Here is a 20,143-nt window from a genome sequence, read left to right as displayed (position 1 = left end):
TAAATTCCGAAACCCCAATTGCGAAAGCAATTGGGGTTTTGTTTTTGCGCGCGAAAAAGCCAAGTCCCGCAACGACCAGAAAAGACAGTGCCCTCGCATAGCCCCACAACAGCAGTGAGGGCTGGCACCATTGATCACCCGCGATGGAAATCCCCTCAAAATCAGCGGGTGGTTTTTGGTATGGTGCAGCTCTTTTTAAGGACTTGAGTTCACCCGCACGGATCAGCGTCGACCTCTATTCAACGAGAAGCTGTAGCAATGCCCGAAGCGATTCCGATCAAGGACCACGAAAAAGAAAACCGCCTGGTCAACAAGCGCCTGCTGGCCTGCGCTGTGTTGGTGGTGGCCATTACCTGCGCCTTGGTAGGGCGTATGTACTTCCTCCAAGTGGTGGAGTTCGACTATCACTCCACTGTCTCGGAAAACAACCGTGTCCACGTGCTGCCGATTACCCCGACCCGCGGGCTGATCTACGACCGCAATGGTGTGGTCCTGGCGGACAATCGCCCCAGCTTCAACCTGACCATCACCCGCGAACGCACCACTGATCTCAAGGGCGAGTTGGACACGGTGATCGACCTGCTGCACCTGCCGCCAGAGGATCGCACCCTGTTCGACAAGGAGATGAAGCAGGCCCGCCACCCCTTCGTCCCCGTAACCCTGTTCTATGAGCTCACCGAAGAGCAAATCGCCGTCCTTGCGGTCAACGAGTACCGCCTGCCAGGACTGGATGTGGAAGCCCAGTTCGTCCGTCATTACCCCATGGGAGCACACTTTGCCCACTCTATTGGCTACGTTGGGCGGATCAACGAGAAAGAAACCAAGACCCTGGACTCGGTGGAATACCGTGGCACCCAGTCCATTGGCAAGACGGGCGTCGAGAAGTTCTACGAGTCCGAGCTGCACGGTCACGTTGGCTATGAAGAGGTCGAGACCAACGCCCAGGGGCGGGTCATGCGCGTGCTCAAACATACCGATCCTGTCCCCGGGAAGAACATCGTCCTGAGTCTGGATATCAAGCTTCAGGAAGCTGCCGAAGAGGCCCTGGGTGACCGTCGCGGCTCAGTGGTAGCCCTTGACCCTGCCACGGGCGAAGTACTGGCCATGGTCAGCAAGCCAAGCTTTGACCCCAACCTGTTCGTCACTGGCATCAGTTTCAAGGAATACGCGGCACTGCACGACTCCATCGACCGCCCGCTGTTCAACCGGGTGCTACGCGGCCTCTACGCGCCAGGCTCCACCATCAAACCGGAGGTCGCGATTGCCGGCCTCGACACCGGCGTGGTCACCGCCTCGACCCGAGTCTTCGACCCCGGTTACTACCAATTGCCGGACTTCGATCACAAGTACCGCAACTGGAACCACAGCGGCGATGGTTGGGTGGATATGGACGCAGCGATCATGCGCTCCAACGACACCTACTTCTACGATCTGGCCCACAAGCTCGGTATCGACCGTCTGCACGACTACATGGCGATGTTCGGCCTGGGTGAGAAAGTCTCCCTGGACATGTTCGAGGAATCCCCAGGATTGATGCCATCCCAAGCCTGGAAGCGCGCCACCCGCCGCCAGCCCTGGTTCCCGGGGGAAACCGTGATCCTCGGCATTGGTCAGGGCTACATGCAGGTCACGCCGCTGCAACTGGCCCAGGCCACAGCGCTGATCGCCAACAAGGGCGTGTGGAACCGTCCGCACCTGGCCAAGACCATCGATGGCGTGGCACCAGTGGATGAGCATCCGATGCCCAACATCCTGCTGAAGAACCCCCACGACTGGGATCAGGTCAACCACGGCATGCAGATGGTGATGCACGACCCACGGGGCATCGCCCGCGCTGCTGCAGCCGGTGCGCAATACCGCATCGCCGGCAAGAGTGGGACTGCCCAGGTGGTGGCGATCAAGCAGGGCGAGCGCTATGACCGCCTCAAGACCCGCGAGCGCAACCGCGACAACGCCCTGTTCGTCGGCTTCGCCCCTGCCGAGCATCCGCAGATCGTGATTTCGGTGATGATCGAGAACGGCGAAGCCGGTGGCCGGGTCGCCGGCCCCGTGGTGCGGCAGATCATGGACGCCTGGCTGCTGGACCAGAATGGCCACCTCAAACCGCAGTACGCCAGCCCGGCCAAGGCTCCTGGCGACCCTCACGTCTGACTCGCTTCAACATCAGGCCGCCCGGCACTTGCTCATCAATATCGAGCATGTGCCGGATGCTCTGCCGATACAGGCTATCGCCCTGGCTCATCGTCCACCGGTGGCTCTACGGCCGGCGGATACGCAAGGCCCGCGGCGCCTGAATGCCGGCAAGCGGTTGTTCAAGGGCGTGGATCGTGCCCTGGGTTACTGAGCGCCAAGGCACTCCTGCAACAGTTCGAGGAACAGCACCTCAGCACGGCTCATGCGTTGTTCACGGTTCCATAGCAGATGGATATCGACATCGGCGATGCCGTCATGGGGCGGCAGACGCCATAGCAGCCTGGCGTCGACATCGGCGGCCACCACATGCTCCGGCAGGCAGCCAATGCCAAACCCGGCGATCACCAGGCGCCGTACTTCCTCCAGGCTCGGCGAGGAGGCGACGATGCGTCCGCTGAAGCCCTGCTGGTCACGGAAGATGGTCAGCGGCGAGAGCATGCCGCCGATCTGGTCGCTGGTGAAACTGACGAAGTTCTCTCGCTGCAGATCGCCCTCGGCCACGTCCTGACGCCCGAACAGCGGGTGATGCTTGCCGCAAAAAAATGCGTAGCGCTGCCGCAGAAACAGCCGTTGTTCCAGGCGTGGCTGTGGCCGCCGATTAAGGCTCAGGCCCAGGGTCGCGGTCTTCTCCTGCAGGGCGCTGACGATATCCGAGCTGCGCATCACCTCCACCTCCAGGTCGACTCGCGGATGCTGGCGATGGAAGTCGGCCAGAAAGTCATCGAAACGCTCATTGAAGATCCGGCTGATGATCAACAGCCGCACCTTACCGATCACCTCGTCGGCGGGCTGCTCCAGCACGCTGCTGACCTGGGACATCTGGCCGTAGATTTCCCCGGCCAGGGTAAAGATCTGTTCGCCCACTTCGGTCAGGGCAAAGCGCGGCCCGCGCCGGGCAATCAGCTGCCGGCCCAGCTGTTCCTCCAGACGCTTGAGGGCCTGGCTCACCGCCGGCTGGGTCAGGTGCAGGCGCGCCGCCGCGCGGCTGATGCTCAGCTCCTGGCCGATCACTCGGAAGGTGCGCAACAGGTTCCAGTCGAGGCGGTCGTTGAGCAGGCGACGGGCATCACGGTCGGACATGGCAAGGGCTCTGGGTCGGGCTGAAGGGCGAATAATAAGCCATGATAATAATCGAGATAACCAATAGAAAATTGACTAATTATCTACCGGAACGGATAAATCCACCCCAGACAGGCGCCTACAGAAGCCCCTGCGCTTGATCCTTTCTCCTGCCACAAAAATAACCAAAGGAGCCAACCATGAAGCCTTCCGCTTCGCCGCAGCCACGCCGGGCCGCGGCCGCCGCCTTTATCGGCACCATGATCGAGTGGTACGACTTCTATATCTATGCCACCGCTGCGGCGCTGGTGTTCGGTGCCTTGTTCTTCCCCTCCGACGACAAACTGTTCAGCACCATGGCCGCTTTCGGGACCTTTGCCGTGGGCTTCTTCGCCCGCCCCCTGGGGGGCATCATCTTCGGCCATATCGGCGACCGTATCGGCCGCAAGAAATCCCTGGTCATCACCTTGCTGATGATGGGCGTGGTCACCGTGTGCATCGGCTTGCTGCCGACTTATGCACAGATCGGTGCCCTGGCGCCGGTGCTGTTGATCCTGCTGCGCGTCGTCCAGGGCATTGCCGTGGGAGGCGAATGGGGCGGGGCGGTGCTGATGGCTGGCGAACATGCGCCCAAGGGCCGGCGCAACTTCTTCGCCTCCTTCGCCCAATTGGGCAGCCCGGCGGGACTGATCCTCTCGCTACTGGCCTTCAGCGCCGTGACCCGTCTGCCCGAGGACGCGCTGATGAGTTGGGGTTGGCGCCTACCGTTCCTCGCCAGCGCGTTGCTGCTGCTGGTGGGCCTGGCGATTCGTCTGGGGGTCAATGAGTCGCCGGAATTTCTCGCCAGCCGCGAGCAAGCGGCCAAATCGGTGCGCAAGGAACAGGCACCCGTGATGGAAGTGCTGCGCACGGCCTGGCGCCCGCTGCTGCTGTGCATCGGTGCCAACACCCTGGGAATCGCCGGGGTGTATTTCACCAACACCTTCATGATTGCCTACACCACCCAGCAGTTGGAGATCCCCCGTTCGCTGATTCTCGAATGCCTGTTCGTGGTGGCGATCATCCAGTTCTGCATCCAGCCCCTGGCGGCCTGGACCGCCGAGAAAATCGGCGCCACGCGCTTTCTATGCCTGGTGTCAGTACTGGCCATGGCCTCGCCCTATCCGATGTTCGTGCTGGTGAGTTCCGGCCAGGCGCCGCTGATGATCCTCGGCATCGCCCTGGCAGTGGTGTGCATGGCCTCCTTCTACGCGGTGATCGCCGGTTACGTCAGCGGCATGTTCGAGACCCGGGTGCGCTACACCGCGATCTCCCTGGCCTATCAAGTCTGCGGCGCCCTGGCCGGTGGCCTGACCCCGCTGATCGGCACCTGGCTGGCCCACAGGTTCATCGGCCAATGGTGGCCGATGGCGCTGTTCTACAGCCTGATCGCCGCGATATCACTGGTCTGCGTGCTGGCCCTGTCGCGCCGGCATGCCCACGCCCACCGCCTGGAAATGGCGGCCAACGCTTGATTGTCTGGAGAAACGATTGATGTTGAAAATCAATGGCCAACGCCTCTGGGCGAGCCTGATGGCCATGGCCGAAATCGGCGCTACCGCTCGCGGCGGCAGCTGCCGCCTGGCCCTGAGCGATGAAGACCGGGCCGGGCGCGAGCTCTTCGCTCACTGGTGTACACAAGCCGGCATGACCCTGAGCGTCGACCCCATCGGCAACCTGTTTGCCCGCCGTCCCGGCAGTGATCCGGACGCTGCTCCAGTGATGATGGGCAGCCACCTCGACACCCAGCCCGAAGGCGGGCGTTTCGACGGTGTCTACGGCGTGCTGGCCGGGTTGGAAGTGGTGCGAAGCCTCAATGACCTGGGCATCCAGACCCGCAAGCCCCTGGAAGTGGCGGTGTGGACCAACGAGGAGGGCGCGCGCTTCACCCCGGCGATGTTCGGCTCGGCGGTGTTCACCGGGGTCATGTCCCTGGACGCCGCCCTGGCGGTGCGCGACGCCGATGGCATCAGCGTTGCCGAGGCCCTGCAACGCACCGGTTACGCCGGCAATCGGCCTTTGGGCGGGGCAGTGGATGCCTATTTCGAAGCCCATATCGAACAGGGCCCGATCCTTGAAGACAACGCCAAGAGCATCGGCGTGGTCAGTGGTGGCCAGGCGATCCGCTGGCTCGACGTACAGGTTGAAGGCATGGCTGCTCACGCCGGCACCACGCCGATGCCACTGCGCAAGGATGCCCTGTATGGCGCCGCGCAGATGATCCTTGCCGTGGAGCAGTTGGCAGCGGATTTTGCCCCGCAAGGCCTGACCACTGTCGGTGAGCTGAGCGTCGCCAAGTCGTCGCGCAATACCATTCCCGGGTTGCTGACCTTCACCGTCGACCTGCGCCACCATCATGATCAACAGATCGCCGCCATGGAGCTGCAGGTTGAGGAACGCCTGGAGCGCATTGCCCGGCAGCGCGGGCTCAAGGTCAGCATCGACCGTCACTGGGTCAGCCCGGCCACGCCCTTTGACGCCGAGTGCGTGGCGGCGGTGCAGCAGGCGGTGGACGGGCTTGGCTATCCTCAGCAGTCCATCGTCAGCGGCGCGGGCCACGATGCCATCCTGCTGGCGCGCTATTGTCCCACCGCCATGGTGTTCATTCCCTGTGTCGGTGGCCTGAGTCACAACGAAGCCGAAGACGTGTTGCCCGAGGACGTGCGCCAGGGCGCCGATGTATTGCTTAACGCCGTGCTGGCCCGTGCCGACCGAGCGGCCTGAGGAGACTTTGATGCGCAGTTTTTTCCACCCTGAACAACTGCTTCACCATCCCCGTAGCTACTATTCCCGCGGCCAGATGCGTACCCCCCAGGAAGTGCCCGAGCGCGCCCAACGCCTGGTGCAGGCCGCGCACTCCCTGGGGTTCGAGGTCAGGCCACCCGAGGACGCCGGCCTGCAATCGCTGCTGGCAGTGCACGGCGCGCCGTACCTGGCATTCCTTGAAGAGGCCCATCAACGCTGGAAGGAAATCCCCGAGGATTGGGGCGATGAGGTCATGTCCAATATCTTCGTGCGCGAGCCCAATGCCCTGCGCGGCATCCTGGCCCAGGCGGCACGCTACCTGGCGGACGGCAGTTGCCCGGTGGGCGAGCAGACCTGGCGCTCGGCCTACTGGTCGGCCCAGAGCGCCATTGCCGGGGCCCGTGCCCTGCTGGATGGCGAGCCGGCGGCCTACGCCTTGTGCCGCCCGCCCGGCCACCATGCCCGGGCCGAAGCCGCCGGCGGTTTCTGCTACCTGAACAATGCGGCGATTGCCGCCCAGGTACTGCGCGAGCGGTTCGCCCGGGTGGCGGTGCTGGATACCGACATGCACCACGGTCAGGGCATCCAGGAAATCTTCTACGAGCGTGACGACGTGTTGTATGTCTCGGTGCATGGCGACCCGACCAACTTCTACCCGGGGGTGGCCGGCTTTGCCGAAGAGCGTGGCGCCGGAGCGGGGGAGGGCTACAACCTCAACTTGCCCATGGCCCACGGCGCCAGCGAAGGGGATTTCCTTGCCCGCCTGGAACAATCCCTGGTGGCGGTGAAGGAATTCGGCGCCCAGGTGCTGGTGCTGTCGTTGGGGTTCGACATCTACGAGCTCGACCCGCAGAGCAAGGTGGCGGTGACTCGGGACGGTTTCGCCACCCTCGGCCAGCGTATCCGTAGCCTTGGCCTGCCGTGCCTGATCGTCCAGGAAGGTGGTTACCACCTGGACAGCCTGGAAGACAACGCCCGCGCCTTCTTTGCCGACAGCGCCGCCTGGGCCCTCTAGGACCAGACGGGCGGTGTTCCTCTCAATGCCCTTTTCGCTGGCAAGCCAGCTCCTACGGTCAACCTGCATTTCTCCCCCACCGTAGGAGCCGGCTTGCCGGCGAAAGGGCCCTTGGGTCCTACACCCGTCTCAGGACTGCCTTCGCTGGCAAGCCAGCTCCTACGGTAAACCTGCATTTTTCCCCCCACCGTAGGAGCCGGCTTGCCGGCGAAAGGGCCCTCAAGTCTTGCGCTGCTCTCAAGGCTCTCTTCGCCGGCAAGCCAGCTCCTGCAGCAGGGGCTGGGAGGAGGGGCGGGGTACTTGCCATTTGCTTTACGTTAACGTCAAGATGCTCGGGCGCCCGTTCCACTGGCGCAGGTTTTGCTTGATCTCCAATGACAGGGTAAGCAATGCAGGGCTGCCCGATGATCCGGGCAAAGCCCCTTTACTGCCCTCTGAACCCGGTGTAGACATTGACCACGGCTTGCGTGCCTCGCGCAATCCAAGGGAGTGGAGCGGGAAGCAGCGGGCGGACCGATTCGGAGCGCTTGATGACTCTTATAAAAACAACAAAGGGTGAGCAGCAACACGAAGCCCGGCTGGCCCGGGAGCGGCTCCACCTGGACGGCGAGATCCCCGACGGGGTCCTGCGTGCGGAAATCGATGCCTCATGGCGGCGCAGCCTCAGCCATGGCGTGCACTTTGGCAGCCAGCACCAACTGACCCTGGAATCCAGTGCCAGCCTCGAGGTGCTGCTGGCCAGCAACCGCCTGTTGCTGGACGCGGCGACCCCGGCCATCGACTACCTGACCCAGCATCAGGGCCAGGACGGCATGATCATCCTCGCCAATGCCGACGCCACCATTCTGGCCATCGAGGGCCGGGCCGATCGGCTCAAGGACAGCGGTGTGCAAGACATCACCCTCGGCGCCTGCTGGAGCGAAGCCACCCGGGGCACCAACGCTCTGGGCACGGCCCTGGTGGAAGCCCGGCCGACCCTGATCGATTGCGGCGAACACTACCTGGATCGCCTCAGCCATTTCTCCTGCACCTCGGTGCCCATCCAATGCCCCCAGGGCGAGATCCTCGGCGTCCTTGACCTGACCCGCGAAGGCCCCCTGGGCCGCGTCCAGGACAGCACCGCGCTGTTGTCCATGGCGGTCAGCCAGATCGAGGCCCGGGTGTTCCACGCGTCTTACCCGGAGCAGATCGTCCTGGCCTTCCACAGTCGTCGGCAATACCTCGAATCGCCCTGGCAAGGCCTGCTGGCCCTGAGCCTGGGCGGGCAGATTCTTGCGGTCAGCGGCCAGGCCTGCCAGTTGCTCAACACCCCGCGCGCGGCCTTGGTGGGGCGGCGCTGCGAAGAGTTCCTCGGGCTCGATGGCCTGCAACTGCTGGCCCGCCTGCAGCAAGGCGCCGTGGGCAGCCTGCAGACCGCCAAGGGTGAGCTGTTCTACAAGGCCCTGCGGGCGCCTCAACCGTCGCTGAACCTGCATCGCGCGCCCCGCAGCGCGCCGAAAACCACGTCCATGCCCCAGGACCTGGAAGCCCTGGCCGGGGGCAACAGCCGCTACGCCCGCACCCTGCGCATGGCCCGCCAGGGCCTGGCCAACGGCTTGCCAGTGCTGTTGCTGGGAGAAACCGGCACCGGCAAGGAAGTCCTGGCCCGGGCCCTGCATCGCGCGGGCAGTCGTGCCGAGAAACCCTTTGTCGCGGTCAACTGCGCGGCGATTCCCGAAGGCCTGATCGAGTCGGAGCTGTTCGGCTACCGCGAAGGTGCCTTCACCGGCTCGCGCCGCGGCGGCATGATCGGACGCCTGCAACAGGCCCACGGTGGCACCTTGTTCCTCGATGAGATCGGCGACATGCCCCTGGCCCTGCAGGCCCGCCTGCTACGGGTCTTGCAGGATCGCAAGGTGGCGCCCCTGGGGGCCGGTGAGGAACAGGACATCGACATTGCCCTGATCTGCGCCACCCACCGCGACCTCAAGCAGCAAGTGCAGGACCAGGCCTTTCGCCAGGACCTGTTCTACCGGGTCAACGGCATCAGCGTGCTGTTGCCGGCCTTGCGCGAGCGCGAAGACCTGCAGCCCTTGGTGGACAGCCTGCTGGCCAAGCTCGGCGGCGCCGAGGTGAGCATCGCCGAGGATCTGCGCCGCCTGTTGGCCGACTACCACTGGCCCGGCAATATCCGCCAGCTGGAGATGGTCCTGCGCACCGCCCTGGCCCTGCGCGAAGAGGGCGAGAGTCATATCGGCCTGGAGCACTTGCCGGACAGCATGCTCGACGAGCTCAATGCCCATGAACGGCCACAGACCGGGAGCATCCGCGAGAACGAACTGGAGCTGATCCGCACTGCCCTGGACAACCATCAGGGCAATGTCTCGGCGGCAGCGGATGCCCTGGGCATCAGCCGCGCGACCCTGTACCGCAAGCTCAAGCAGTTGCGCGCCTGATGCAGCGCCTGATCACCCGGCTGGTGGACAGCCGCGATCCCCAGGCCCTGAGTGCCGCCCTGGGCTGGCTCTACAGCTTCGTGCGGCCCCATCGACTGGCCATCGGCGGCCTGCTGGGGCTGTCGGTGTGCGCCTCGTTGCTGGTGCTGGTGCAACCCTGGCTGACCAAGCTGCTGATCGACGACGGCCTGCTGGCCCGGGACTTTTCCAGACTGGTGCTGATCGCCGGCCTGATGATCCTTGCCGGTCTGTTGGGCACGCTGCTGTCCGGGGTCAATCGCTACCTGCATACGCGCCTGTCCGGACGCATCCTGTTCGCCCTGCGCGACGACCTCTATCGCCATCTGCAACGGCTGTCGCCGAGCTTCTACGGTCAGCGGCGGATCGGAGACCTGATGTCGCGCCTGGACGGCGATGTGGCGGAGATCCAGCGCTTTGCCGTCGACTCGCTGTTCTCCGCAGTGTCCAGCGTGATCGGTCTTGTCGTCGCCCTGGCCATGCTCCTGACCCTGTCCTGGCAACTCTCGCTGCTGGCCCTGGTGTTGATTCCCCTGGACGTGCTCTGGCTGCGCTGGATGCGGCGCAAGGTGGAGCGCGATGTGCGTCAGCTGCGTGAGCGTTCCGCGGACATGTCCTCGTTCATGGTGGAAACCCTGCCGGTGATGAAATTCATCCAGAGCGCCGGCCAGCAGCAACGGGAGGCCCAGCGCCTGGATCGCCTCGGCCAGGGCTACATGAGCCAACTGCTGAAGCTGCAGGTCACCGAGTTCTTCACCCAGGCGGTGCCCGGCACCCTGACCTCCTTGTCCCGGGCCTGCGCCTTCCTGATTGGCGGTTACTGGGTGGTGCAGGGCACCTGGCAACTGGGGGCGCTGATTGCCTTCTCCACCTACCTGGGCATGGCGGTGGGACCGGTACAGAGCCTGCTGGGATTGTATGTGGCGATCCAGCGCATGACCGTGAGCCTGGGCCGGGTCATGGAGCTGCGCGGCGAGGAGCCGGGCATCAGCGCCCCCACGGCGCCGGTGCCGGTGCCGGACAACGGCGAGCTGCACTTCAAGGATGTGCACTTCAGTCATCCGGGGCGCGGCTCGACCCTCAAAGGCATCGAAGCGCGGATTCCCTACGGCCTCAAGGTGGCCCTGAGCGGCACTTCGGGGGCCGGGAAAAGCACCTTGATCGACCTCTTGCAGCGTCACCACGACCCCCAGGCCGGGCAGGTGCTGCTGGGGGGCATCGACCTGCGTCAACTGGACCTGGCGCAACTGCGCTGTCAGGTGGCGGTGGTCAGCCAGGACATCGTGCTGTTTCGCGGCAGTCTGGCGGACAACCTGGCCTACAGCGTGCCCGCTGCCAGCCGTGAAGCCGTGGCCGAAGTGGCGCGGCTGGCGCAATTGCAGGGGCTGATCGAGTCCCTGCCCGAGGGCCTGGACAGTCCCCTGGGCGAGCGCGGCCAGCAGCTGTCCGGTGGGCAGAAACAACGCATCGCCATCGCCCGTGCATTGCTCCAGGACCCGATGATCCTGGTACTGGACGAAGCCACTTCGGCGGTGGACGAGGCCACCGAGCGCGAGGTGATCGAAGCCATCGACCGCCTGTTCGCCGGGCGCACGCGCATCCTGATCAGCCACCGGCCTTCGACCCTGGCCGACGCTGACCTGCGCTTCGAGTTGCTGGACGGTGTATTGCACGGCGTGGTGGTGGCCCATGAAGCCTGAGCTGCGCATCGGCGTGATCGACAGCGGCCATGCCCCCCATCAGCGGGTGGCGGCCGGTCGGCGCTTCTTTCTGCTGGCGCAAGGCATGGGCGAGGGCGAGTTGCAGCAGGACGCCCTCGGCCATGGCAGCGCGATCATCGAGGCCATCGGCCAGCGGGCGCCCGGTGCCCAGCTGTACCTGGCTCAGGTGTTCGATGAGCGCGGAGTCACCAGTGCCGCGCAAGTCAGTGCCGCCCTGTATTGGCTGCTGGAGCAGGATGTACGCCTGATCAACCTCAGCCTCGGGCTGCGCCAGGATCGCGATTCACTGCGCGCCGCCTGTGCCGAGGCGGTGGCTCGCGGCGTGCTGCTCTGCGCATCCAGCCCGGCCCAGGGCGAGCCGGTATTCCCGGCCAGCTATCCCGGCGTGTTGCGGGTTACCGGCGATGCGCGTTGCAGTGCGCAGCAGTGGTCGTGGTTGAACACTGCCCAGGCCGATTTCGCCGCCTGCGTGCGTGCCGGCCGTCCGGGGCCATCCGGCGCCAGCCTGGGCTGTGCCGCCTTGAGCGGGCATATCGCCGCCTACCTCAAGACCCAGCCCGGCGCGAGCAATCTGCAGGTGCGCCAGTGGCTGCAGGAGCAGGCCGCCTACCAGGGGCCCGAGCGCCGGAGCGTGCCATGCAATCGATCCTGATCCTGGGGGCAGGGCCGGCCGGTGCGGCCGTGGCCCTGGGGCTGCGCCGCCTCGGCTACCCGGTGACCCTGATCAGCGACTGGCGGCGTTTTCCGGCGCTGGAAGGGGGCTCGCTGCGGGTGCTGGAGGCCTTGCGCGGCGCCGGTCTGGAGTCGGCGCTGGCCCAGGCCCTGCACCCTTCACAGCGGCAAGTGGCGTGGAACGGCGCGCAGCATGCGCAGAACATCGAATACCTGCTGGATCGCCCAACGTTCGACCGTGGCTTGCGCGATGCCCTGCATCAGGCCGGGGTGACGCTGATCCAGGGCCGTGTGCTGGGCGTGCAGTCCACGGCGCTCGGGCACCGGGTGCAGGTGCAGGGGCACGAGGAGCTGCTCGGCGAGTTCCTGGTCGAAGCCCGCGGGCGCCAGGCGCCTGCACTGGACAAGACACTGCAGCAGGGTGTTGGGAACGGACGGCGAGGGCCGGAAACCCTCAGCTTGCTCAACCGCTGGCAAGGGCCCTCCGGCATGGCCGCCAGTGCCGTGCACAGCCTGGAGGACGGCTGGGCCTGGATGGCCCGGCGCAGCGACGGCCAGTGCTACTGGCAACTGACCCTGGATGTGGCCAGCGCTGCGCTGCCGGGCAAGGCGCAGTTGCTGGAGTACTGCCGTCAGCGCCGTCAGGCGTCTGCCCTGGTCGCGGATTTTTTTGCCGATGGTGCCGAATATGATCTGCACCTGCACGCCCGTAGCAGCACGGCGATTCTCTGCCCCCAGGTGTGCGGCGATAACTGGCTGCGGGTCGGGGATGCGGCCATGGCGGTGGACCCGCTGTCTGGCAATGGCATCTTCCAGTCCCTGTCCTCGGCCCTGCAGGCACCGGCGGTGATCAACACCCTGTTGCAGCGTCCGGAGCGCAGAGCCCTGGCCGGGCGCTTTCATCAGCAACGGGTGGAGCAACTGTTCCTGCGGTTTGCCCGCATCGGCCGGGATTTCTACGCCGACGAGCAGCGCTGGCCCGAGCAACCGTTCTGGCGGGCCCGCCGGCATTGGCCGGACCAGCAGCCGGCACACGCGGCCGTGGACTTTGCAGCCCTGCGTATCGAGCACGCCCCGGTACTGCGCGATGGCCTGGTGGAAGAGGCCGAAGTGGTGATCACCCCGGACCAGCCCCTGGGCATCTGGCATGTGCATGGCGTGGAGCTGGCGCCGTTGTTGCGCCGTTTGCAGCACCAGCCTCCGACTCAGGCCCTGGCGGACCTGAGCCCGGAGCAGGGGCGGGTGGTGCGGGGCTGGTTGCTGGCCCAGGGCTATCGACCTTAGGGCCCATTCGCCGGCAAGCCGGCTCCTACGCGGATGCCACTCCGTAGGAGCGAGCTTGCTCGCGAACCGCCCCGCGGCCATCCCTGGAATCATCCCTGGCGTCAGCCGGCAAGCCGAGGCGCGTTCGCCCTGGCCGCGGATCAGAGCTTGATCAGCACCGATTTCAGCTCGGTGTAGTGCTCGATGGCCGCATGGCCCATTTCCCGACCGACCCCGGACATCTTGTAGCCGCCGAACGGCAGTGCCGGGTCCAGGGCGCTGTGGCAGTTGACCCACACCGAGCCGGACTTGATCTTCGGAATCATCCGGTGCACCGCTGCCAGATCGTTGGACCAGATGCTTGCGCCCAGACCATAGGGGCTGTCGTTGGCCATGCGCAGGGCGTCGGCCTCGTCGTCGAAGGGAATCGCCACCAGCACCGGGCCGAAGATTTCTTCCTGGACCAGCGAGTGCTTCTGGTCGACATCGACGATCACTGTCGGCTTGACGAAATACCCCGGGCCGAACTGCTCGCCACCGCAGGCAATGGTGGCGCCGCTGTCCCGGCCCATCTCGATGTAGCGATAGACCCGTTCCTGCTGGCGCGCGGAAATCAGCGGGCCCATCTCGACGCTGGCGTCCAGGCCGTTGCCCAGCTTCATGGCATTGGCGATGCCGGCAATGTCGGCCACCACGTTGTCGAAGTGCTTGCGCTGCACATACAGCCGCGAGCCGGCGCAGCACACCTGGCCCTGGTTGAAGAAGATCGCGCTGGCGGCCCCGGCCGCGGCACTGTCCAGGTCGGCATCGGCCATGACGATGGTCGGCGACTTGCCTCCCAGCTCCAGGGTGACCCGGGTCATGGAGTCCATGGCGATCTTGCCGATTTCCTTGCCCACGGCGGTGGAGCCGGTGAAGGTCAGTTTGTCCACCAGAGGATTGTGGGTCAGGGCGCTGCCGGCGGTGATGCCGGTGCCGGTCACCACGTTGAACACGCCGTCGGGGTAGCCGGCTTCCTGCACCAGCTCGGCCAGTTTCAGGGCGCTGAGCGGGGTTTCGTCCGCCGGCTTGAGCACCAGGGTGCAACCGGTAGCCAGGGCTGGGCCGAGTTTCCAGCAGGCCAGCAGCAGGGGGAAGTTCCAGGCGACGATGGCGCCGACCACGCCCACGGCTTCGCGGCGGATAAAGCTGTGGAACTGGTCGTCGGGCATCAGCGGCAGCGAGACCTCGACGCTTGAACCCTCGATCTTGGTCGCCCAGCCGGCCATGTAGCGCAAGAAGTCGATGGACAGTTGCACGTCCATGGCCTGGGCCACGGCGGCGCTCTTGCCATTGTTCAGGCATTCCAGCTGGGCCAGCAGCTCGGCGTCGCGCTGCATCAGGTCGGCGAGTTTCCACAGCAGGTTCTGCCGCTCCCGAGGGCGGGTACGGGTCCAGGGCGAGTCGTCGAAAGCCTGACGCGCCGCCAGCACGGCACGATCGACATCGTCCACCGTGGCTCGGGGCACCAGGCACAGCTGTTCGCCGGTGGCGGGGTTGCGCAGGGGCATGGTCTGGCCATCGGCGGCCTCGACCCAGTGGGCGCCGATCAACATGCGCGGGGCGCGCTGGATAAACGCCGTGGTAGCGGCGAGCAGTGGGGCAATAGCCATGGCGAAGCCTCTTGTTGTAGGTGAGGCAGGGGCTTTCGCAATGGCTATGCCAGTTCCGCCGAGGCGGCGTGGCCTCGGGATTGCGGGGGCTTGGGCACGTTGCCGAGGCTGGCGCAGCGGCGGCTTTTCGCAATCTGCGACAGCCCGGTGAGATTCAAGAGACGCACCGGCTCGCCGGTCTGGACGCTACCCGAGCGGGTTTTCCAGAGGTGCAGCCAGGCCAGGGAGCCCAGCAGAACGCTGCCGCCGGCCACGCCATAGGCGAGTTTTTTCAGCCATTGCTTGCGGGTCGGCAGGGTGATGGCCGTCATCATCGCCTGGGCCCATGACCGCAAGCCTGGAGCGAAGCGGCTCAGAGTGAAAGTTGACCATTTCGCGATAATTGAAAAGAAGTTCTCGTTAGACGGTCGCCAGTTGGCCTTTCTACAGTAGGCGCTTCGAATCCGTGAGTACTTCCCATGCCCATTTACCCAAGGCCTGCATGGGCCCTGTGCGCCCTGTTGGCCGGCTGCACCCTGGGGCCGGAACGGCCGCCCGGCAGCACCGTGCCCCTGCCTGTGAGCCAGCTGGATGCAGCGGCCGAGCAGGGGCTCGATCAATGGTGGCAGCTCTACCGTGACCCGGGGCTCAATGCCGCCGTGCAGGAGGCCCTGAGCCAGAACCGCGACCTGCGGATGGCCGCGGCCAACCTGCTGCAGGCCCGGGCGCTGCTGCGCGAAACCGATACCCTGCGCCAGCCCGCCACCCAGGTGACGGCCCAGGCCGGCTATGGCAGCACCGCCGATGACCAGCTGGAAGCCGCCTTGCAGGACAGCCAGCACATCCGCACCGGCAGCCGCTACGGGGTCGGCCTGGATGTGCAGTGGGAGGCCGACCTGTTCGGCCGCCTGCACGGCCTGGCCGATGCCGCCCGGGCCGATGCCGAGGCGGCCCGCGCCGCCGAAGATGGCCTGCGGGTGGTGGTGGCCGCTGAAACCACCCGTGCCTGGCTGCAGGCCTGCAGCTATGGCCAGCGCCTGCAGGTGGCCGGCGAGTCCCTGGCGCTGGTGGAACAGGGCCGTACCCTGAGCGCCCAGCTGTATCAGGCCGGCGCCGCGGTGACCCTGGATGTGGTGCGCGCCGAAGGCCTGGTGGGCCAGGTGCAGGCCAGCCTGCCGCCGTTGCAGGCCGGGCGGCAGCGGGCCCTGGCTGAGCTTGCGGTACTGCTGGGGCGCCCCCCGGGCGATGCACCGGCGGCGGCCAAGGCTTGTCAGCAGGCCCCTACCCTGGGGTCACCCATGCCCCAAAGCGATGCCCTGGCCATGCTGCGCCGGCGTCCCGACGTGAGCCAGGCCGAGCGCCGGCTGGCGGCGGCCACGGCGCGCATCGGCGTGGCCCGGGCCGACCTCTATCCGCGGGTCAGCCTGGGGGCCGGGGTCTTCACTTCGGCGCACCAGCCCTCGGGTTTCGACGACCGCGACGCTTCGGTCTGGCAATTGGGGCCGCTGCTGTCCTGGAGCCTCCCCAACCTCAATGCCGCCCGCGCGCGCATCGCCCAGGCCGACGCCCGGGAAAGCGCGGCGCTGGCGGATTTTGACCGCAGCATCCTGGCGGCCTTGAAGGAACAGCAGCAAGCCTTGAGCGACTACCAGGCCGCGCTGCAGCGCCGGGACGCCCTGCACCTGGCGGCCGAGCGCGACCACCAGGCCTTGCACCTGGCCGGGCTGGCCCACGCGGCCGGTGCTTCCAGCGCCCTGGACTACCTCGATGCCCAGCGCACCGACGTGCGCACCCGGGCCGCCGCGGCGCAGGCCGATGCCGCTGTCATCGACACTCAGGTGCTGGTGTTCAAGGCCCTGGGCGGCGGCTGGCGCAGCGCGCCGCCGATTGTCCTGCCGCCGCCGAGCCGGGCGGCGGCCAACTCTTTCCTGCGAACCCCCAACGAGCCTTTGCAATGACCCAGACCCCTGTTCCCGCTTCCCCGGCGCAAGCCGTCACCCGCCGTCGCTTCCTCGGTTATGCCGGGTTGGCGCTGGTGTTGCTGCTGATCCTGGCCTGGTGCCTGCACTGGTGGTTCAACGGGCGTTTCCTGGTGGAGACCGACGATGCCTACCTGCGCTCGGACATCGTCACCATCGCGCCCCGGGTGGCCGGTTACCTGGCCGCGGTCGAGGTCGAGGACAACCAGCCGCTCAAGGCCGGCGACCTGCTGGCACGGATCGATGACAGCGACTATCAGGCCCGGGTCGAACAGGCCGAGGCGGCGCTGCGCGAGGCCCAGGCCGAACAGCGTGCCGGGCAGGCGCGGCTGGCCAATCTCAAGGCCCGTCAGCAACAGCAACAGAGCCTGATCGCCGAGGCCCAGGCCCGGGTCGGCGCTGCCGAGGCCGAGGCGCAACGGGCCGGCCAGGAAGGGCGGCGCCAGCAGCACCTGGCCAGCCAGCAGGTCAGCAGCGTGCAGCAACTGGAAAACGCTGCGGCCTTGGCGCGTCAGGCCGATGCCGCGCTGGGGGCGGCCCGGGCTACGCTGGCGGCGCGGCGCCAGCAGGTGCAGGTGCTCGATACCGAGCAGCAAAGCGCCCGGGCGCAACTGGACAAGCTCGAAGCGGGCGTGGCCCGGGTCAGTGCCCAGCGGCAGCTGGCCCGTATCGATCTGGCGCGCACCTTGATCCGCAGCCCGGTGGACGGTATCGCCGGCCAGCGCCGCCTGCGTCTGGGACAGTACGTCGAAGTCGGCGCGCCGCTCTTGGCGGTGGTGCCTGAGGACGCCTATGTGGTGGCCAACTACAAGGAAACCCAGGTCGACGGCATGCGCCCCGGGCAGCCGGCGCGGGTCGAGGTCGATGCCTTGGGCGGCCACGTGCTGTTGGGCCGGGTGGAGAGTTTTGCCCCGGCCTCCGGCGCCGAATTCGCCCTGCTGCCGGCGGACAACGCCACCGGCAACTTCACCAAGATCGTGCAGCGCATGCCGGTGCGCATCCGCCTCGATCCGGGGCAGGCGCGACAGGCAGAACTGCGCCCCGGGATGTCGGTAGTGGTGAGCGTGGATACCCGTCATGAGTAGTGCCCAGGCAGTACAGGACAGCGCGGGCGAGGCCGCCGTACAGGCGATTTCCCTGCGCACCTGGGTGGCGGTGCTGGGCAGCGTGGTGGGTTGCTTCATGGCCGGGATGAACGTGCACGTGACCAACGCTTCATTGCCGGACGTGCGCGGTTCCCTGGGCGCCACCTTCGAGGAGGGCTCGTGGATCACCACCGCCTACCTGGTGGCGGAGATCATCATCATTCCCATGACCGGCTGGCTGGTCTCGGTGTTTTCCATGCGCCGGGTGCTGATGGTCGGCACCGCCGGTTTCGTGCTGTTCTCGATTGCCTGCTCCCTGGCGCCGAATATCCACAGCCTGATCTTCGCCCGTGTGCTGCAAGGGGCCTTTGGCGGGGTACTGATTCCCCTGTCGTTCCAGCTGATCGTCACCGAGCTGCCGGCGGCCCGGCACCCCATGGGCATGGCCCTGTTCGCCGTGGCCAACAATGTCGCCCAGGCCGCCGGGCCGTCCCTGGGCGGCTGGCTCACCGATGCCTATTCGTGGCGCTGGATCTTCTACCTGCAAGTGCCGCCGGGGCTGTTGCTGCTGGCGGCCATCGGCTGGTCGGTGCGGCCCCAGCCCATGGTCCTGGCAAAGTTGCGCCAGGGCGACTGGGGCGGGATCGCCAGCATGGCCGTGGGCCTTTCGGCGTTGCAGATCATGCTGGAGGAGGGCGGCCGCCATGACTGGTTCGCCTCGGGCTTCATCCTCAACTGCGCGGTCCTGGCCACGGTCGGCCTGCTGGCCTTCGTGGCCATCGAACTGCGCCGCGAGCAGCCGCTGATCAACCTGCGCCTCTTGGGCCGCTACAACTTCGGCATCGCCAGCCTGATGCAGTTCACCTTCGGTGCGGTGGTGTTCGGCGTGGTGTTCCTGGTGCCCAACTACTTTGCCCAGATCCACGGCTACAACGCCCGGCAGATCGGTTTGATGATGATTCCCTATGGCCTGATCCAGTTCGTCATGTCGTTCGCCACCCCGCGCCTGATGCGCTGGACCAGCGCCCGCACCATCATCATTGCCGGCTTCGCCATCACTGGCATCGGCTGCCTGATGAACATCCACCTCAACCCCGATGCCTCGGTCAACGTCATCGTGCCGTCGCTGGTGGTGCGTGGTATCGGCCAGTCGCTGGTGGTGGTGGCGCTGGGGGTGATGGCGATCCAGGGGCTGGAAAAGGATCAGGTGGGTTCGGCCTCAGGGCTGTTCTCCATGGTGCGCAATGTCGGCGGGGCGATTGGTATCGCGCTGTCCAGCCAGATCGTGGTGGAGCGCGAGAAACTCCATGCCCAGCGCATCGGTGAATCCATCAACCTGTTTGCCCAGGCCACCCAGGAGCGTTTGGTGGAGCTGGTGCGGCTGCTGGCCGAGGCACCGGTGGAGTACGCCAGGGCCCTGCACTCGGCGGCGCTGGCGCCACTGCGTCAGCAAGCTTTGGGCCTGATGGACAAGGTGCTGCACCGTGACGCCTTGCTGCTGGCCTATAGCGATGCCTTCCTGCTGGCGGGGCTGGCCATGTTGTTGTGTGTAGTGGCCGGCCTGTTGCTGCGCCGGGCCTGAGCCCTCAGCGGTAGAACTCCGACGGCGGCGTGCCGAACTGGCGCTTGAAGGCGGCGGCGAAGGCGCTCTGGCTGTCGTAGCCGTGTTGCAGTGCCACTTGCACCACCGGCATGCCCTCGGCCAGGCACTCCAGGGACATCAGCAGGCGCGCCTGCTGGCGCCAGCGGCCAAAGGTGATGCCGGTGTGGCGCTGGAACTGGCGATGGAAGGTCTTGGCGCTCATGGCCAGGCAGTCGCCCCATTGCTCGGCGGTGCGGTTGTCCGAAGGGTCGTCCGCCAGCGCCTGGCACACCCGCAGCATGCGCGGTTCATGGGGCCAGGGCAGGCTGAAGGGCAGCACCGGCAGCGAGCGCATCTCGTCGAGGATCAAGCGCATCAGGCGGCCGTCGCGGCTGTCCGGCGCATACTGCGCGCCGACCTGGGCGGCGGCCAGGATCAGCTCGCGCAGCAACGGCGAGACCTCGATCACGCAGTCATGCTCGGGCAGGCCGGCTATGGCATCGACGTTGATGAACAGGCTGCGCATGCGCACCGCACCGCGCATGCGTACCCGGTGCTCGACGCCTGCCTGCAGCCACACCCCGCGGCTGGGCGGCACCACCCAGCGGCCGGATTCGGTGTCGATCACCAGCACGCCTTCGATGGCGTAGGCCAGCTGCGAGCGGGGGTGACTGTGGGCGGGTATTGCATGGCCGTTGGGGTAATC

At 66.3% G+C, this 20,143-nt stretch carries 16 protein-coding genes; 12 read left to right on the top strand and 4 right to left on the bottom strand.

Features of this window, described 5'->3' with window-relative positions; translation table 11 throughout:
* The first annotated feature begins 258 nt into the window (after positions 1-258).
* Both mrdA and BLX41_RS33620 read left to right on the top strand, forming a co-directional pair.
* Complete coding sequence (gene mrdA / locus BLX41_RS11670; protein ID WP_123724995.1) at positions 259-2,151, top strand: penicillin-binding protein 2; 1,893 nt, start codon at positions 259-261, stop codon at positions 2,149-2,151.
* 28 nt (positions 2,152-2,179) lie between these two features.
* Positions 2,180-2,344: a hypothetical protein gene (locus tag BLX41_RS33620; RefSeq protein WP_185073504.1), complete on the top strand. Its 165-nt coding sequence runs from the start codon at positions 2,180-2,182 to the stop codon at positions 2,342-2,344.
* Here BLX41_RS33620 and BLX41_RS11665 read toward each other — a convergent pair.
* The gene (locus BLX41_RS11665) at positions 2,338-3,273 is read right to left on the bottom strand and encodes a LysR family transcriptional regulator (RefSeq protein ID WP_123724994.1); all 936 of its coding nucleotides are present in this window, start codon (positions 3,271-3,273) and stop codon (positions 2,338-2,340) included. The two genes, BLX41_RS33620 and BLX41_RS11665, sit on opposite strands and share 7 nt — an antisense overlap.
* Before the next feature lie 179 nt (positions 3,274-3,452).
* Between BLX41_RS11665 and BLX41_RS11660 the strand changes: the two genes are divergently transcribed.
* The 7 genes from BLX41_RS11660 to qhpG all read left to right on the top strand — a co-directional run bounded on the left by BLX41_RS11660 (position 3,453) and on the right by qhpG (position 13,181).
* A complete protein-coding gene (locus BLX41_RS11660; RefSeq protein WP_123724993.1) occupies positions 3,453-4,766 on the top strand; it encodes an MFS transporter in 1,314 nt (437 codons plus the stop codon).
* Positions 4,767-4,785: 19 nt separating this feature from the next.
* Positions 4,786-6,015, top strand: coding sequence for a Zn-dependent hydrolase (locus BLX41_RS11655; RefSeq protein WP_123724992.1), 1,230 nt, complete (start codon positions 4,786-4,788; stop codon positions 6,013-6,015).
* Between the two features lie 10 nt (positions 6,016-6,025).
* Positions 6,026-7,051 (top strand): histone deacetylase family protein, encoded by a 1,026-nt coding sequence (locus tag BLX41_RS11650; protein ID WP_123724991.1) that lies wholly within the window; start codon positions 6,026-6,028, stop codon positions 7,049-7,051.
* A 530-nt stretch (positions 7,052-7,581) separates the two neighbouring features.
* Positions 7,582-9,486: a sigma-54-dependent Fis family transcriptional regulator gene (locus BLX41_RS11645; RefSeq protein WP_123724990.1), complete on the top strand. Its 1,905-nt coding sequence runs from the start codon at positions 7,582-7,584 to the stop codon at positions 9,484-9,486.
* The gene (locus BLX41_RS11640) at positions 9,486-11,204 is read left to right on the top strand and encodes an ABC transporter ATP-binding protein (protein ID WP_123724989.1); all 1,719 of its coding nucleotides are present in this window, start codon (positions 9,486-9,488) and stop codon (positions 11,202-11,204) included. Before BLX41_RS11645 ends, BLX41_RS11640 begins: the two co-directional genes overlap by 1 nt.
* Complete coding sequence (gene qhpE, locus BLX41_RS11635) at positions 11,194-11,877, top strand: subtilisin-like serine protease QhpE (RefSeq protein WP_123724988.1); 684 nt, start codon at positions 11,194-11,196, stop codon at positions 11,875-11,877. The genes BLX41_RS11640 and qhpE overlap by 11 nt, the downstream gene beginning before the upstream one ends.
* Positions 11,862-13,181, top strand: a complete 1,320-nt coding sequence (qhpG, locus tag BLX41_RS11630; protein WP_123724987.1) for a flavin-dependent monooxygenase QhpG — start codon at positions 11,862-11,864, stop codon at positions 13,179-13,181. Before qhpE ends, qhpG begins: the two co-directional genes overlap by 16 nt.
* A gap of 140 nt (positions 13,182-13,321) precedes the next feature.
* Here qhpG and BLX41_RS11625 read toward each other — a convergent pair whose 3' ends face one another.
* Together BLX41_RS11625 and BLX41_RS11620 are read right to left on the bottom strand one after the other, a co-directional pair.
* Positions 13,322-14,812 (bottom strand): aldehyde dehydrogenase family protein, encoded by a 1,491-nt coding sequence (locus BLX41_RS11625; protein WP_123724986.1) that lies wholly within the window; start codon positions 14,810-14,812, stop codon positions 13,322-13,324.
* A gap of 44 nt (positions 14,813-14,856) precedes the next feature.
* On the bottom strand, positions 14,857-15,126 hold the full coding sequence (locus BLX41_RS11620) for a hypothetical protein (RefSeq protein ID WP_123724985.1): 270 nt from the start codon (positions 15,124-15,126) through the stop codon (positions 14,857-14,859).
* Positions 15,127-15,270: 144 nt separating this feature from the next.
* On the opposite strand from BLX41_RS11620, the gene BLX41_RS11615 reads away from it, so the two are divergent.
* Genes BLX41_RS11615 through BLX41_RS11605 form a run of 3 tightly spaced genes read left to right on the top strand, consistent with a single transcriptional unit; the run spans position 15,271 to position 19,437 of the window.
* A complete protein-coding gene (locus BLX41_RS11615) occupies positions 15,271-16,749 on the top strand; it encodes an efflux transporter outer membrane subunit (RefSeq protein ID WP_123724984.1) in 1,479 nt (492 codons plus the stop codon).
* Entirely contained in the window at positions 16,746-17,855 is a 1,110-nt protein-coding gene (locus BLX41_RS11610; RefSeq protein WP_123724983.1) for an HlyD family secretion protein, read from the top strand. Before BLX41_RS11615 ends, BLX41_RS11610 begins: the two co-directional genes overlap by 4 nt.
* The gene (locus BLX41_RS11605; RefSeq protein ID WP_123724982.1) at positions 17,848-19,437 is read left to right on the top strand and encodes a DHA2 family efflux MFS transporter permease subunit; all 1,590 of its coding nucleotides are present in this window, start codon (positions 17,848-17,850) and stop codon (positions 19,435-19,437) included. The genes BLX41_RS11610 and BLX41_RS11605 overlap by 8 nt, the downstream gene beginning before the upstream one ends.
* 4 nt (positions 19,438-19,441) lie before the next feature.
* Here the strand turns inward: BLX41_RS11605 and BLX41_RS11600 are convergent.
* A partial coding sequence (locus BLX41_RS11600) for an AraC family transcriptional regulator (RefSeq protein WP_185073508.1) occupies positions 19,442-20,143 on the bottom strand: 702 nt, incomplete at its 5' end.

Source organism: Pseudomonas protegens, from assembly GCF_003732485.1.
GTDB lineage: Bacteria > Pseudomonadota > Gammaproteobacteria > Pseudomonadales > Pseudomonadaceae > Aquipseudomonas > Aquipseudomonas protegens_B.
Note: the sequence above shows the minus strand (reverse complement) of the source record. Positions and strands in the feature narration are given on the sequence as shown.

What these genes read in the sequence shown, in the direction of transcription:
- BLX41_RS11650 (WP_123724991.1), top strand. Translation starts at nt 6,026, where the DNA reads ATGCGCAGTTTTTTCCACCCTGAACAACTGCTTCACCATCCCCGTAGC.
- BLX41_RS11605 (WP_123724982.1), top strand. Translation starts at nt 17,848, where the DNA reads ATGAGTAGTGCCCAGGCAGTACAGGACAGCGCGGGCGAGGCCGCCGTA.
- BLX41_RS11645 (WP_123724990.1), top strand. Translation starts at nt 7,582, where the DNA reads ATGACTCTTATAAAAACAACAAAGGGTGAGCAGCAACACGAAGCCCGG.
- BLX41_RS11620 (WP_123724985.1), bottom strand. Translation starts at nt 15,126, where the DNA reads ATGATGACGGCCATCACCCTGCCGACCCGCAAGCAATGGCTGAAAAAA.
- BLX41_RS11665 (WP_123724994.1), bottom strand. Translation starts at nt 3,273, where the DNA reads ATGTCCGACCGTGATGCCCGTCGCCTGCTCAACGACCGCCTCGACTGG.
- qhpG (WP_123724987.1), top strand. Translation starts at nt 11,862, where the DNA reads ATGCAATCGATCCTGATCCTGGGGGCAGGGCCGGCCGGTGCGGCCGTG.
- mrdA (WP_123724995.1), top strand. Translation starts at nt 259, where the DNA reads ATGCCCGAAGCGATTCCGATCAAGGACCACGAAAAAGAAAACCGCCTG.
- BLX41_RS11640 (WP_123724989.1), top strand. Translation starts at nt 9,486, where the DNA reads ATGCAGCGCCTGATCACCCGGCTGGTGGACAGCCGCGATCCCCAGGCC.
- BLX41_RS11615 (WP_123724984.1), top strand. Translation starts at nt 15,271, where the DNA reads ATGCCCATTTACCCAAGGCCTGCATGGGCCCTGTGCGCCCTGTTGGCC.
- qhpE (WP_123724988.1), top strand. Translation starts at nt 11,194, where the DNA reads ATGAAGCCTGAGCTGCGCATCGGCGTGATCGACAGCGGCCATGCCCCC.
- BLX41_RS11610 (WP_123724983.1), top strand. Translation starts at nt 16,746, where the DNA reads ATGACCCAGACCCCTGTTCCCGCTTCCCCGGCGCAAGCCGTCACCCGC.
- BLX41_RS11655 (WP_123724992.1), top strand. Translation starts at nt 4,786, where the DNA reads ATGTTGAAAATCAATGGCCAACGCCTCTGGGCGAGCCTGATGGCCATG.
- BLX41_RS11660 (WP_123724993.1), top strand. Translation starts at nt 3,453, where the DNA reads ATGAAGCCTTCCGCTTCGCCGCAGCCACGCCGGGCCGCGGCCGCCGCC.
- BLX41_RS11625 (WP_123724986.1), bottom strand. Translation starts at nt 14,812, where the DNA reads ATGGCTATTGCCCCACTGCTCGCCGCTACCACGGCGTTTATCCAGCGC.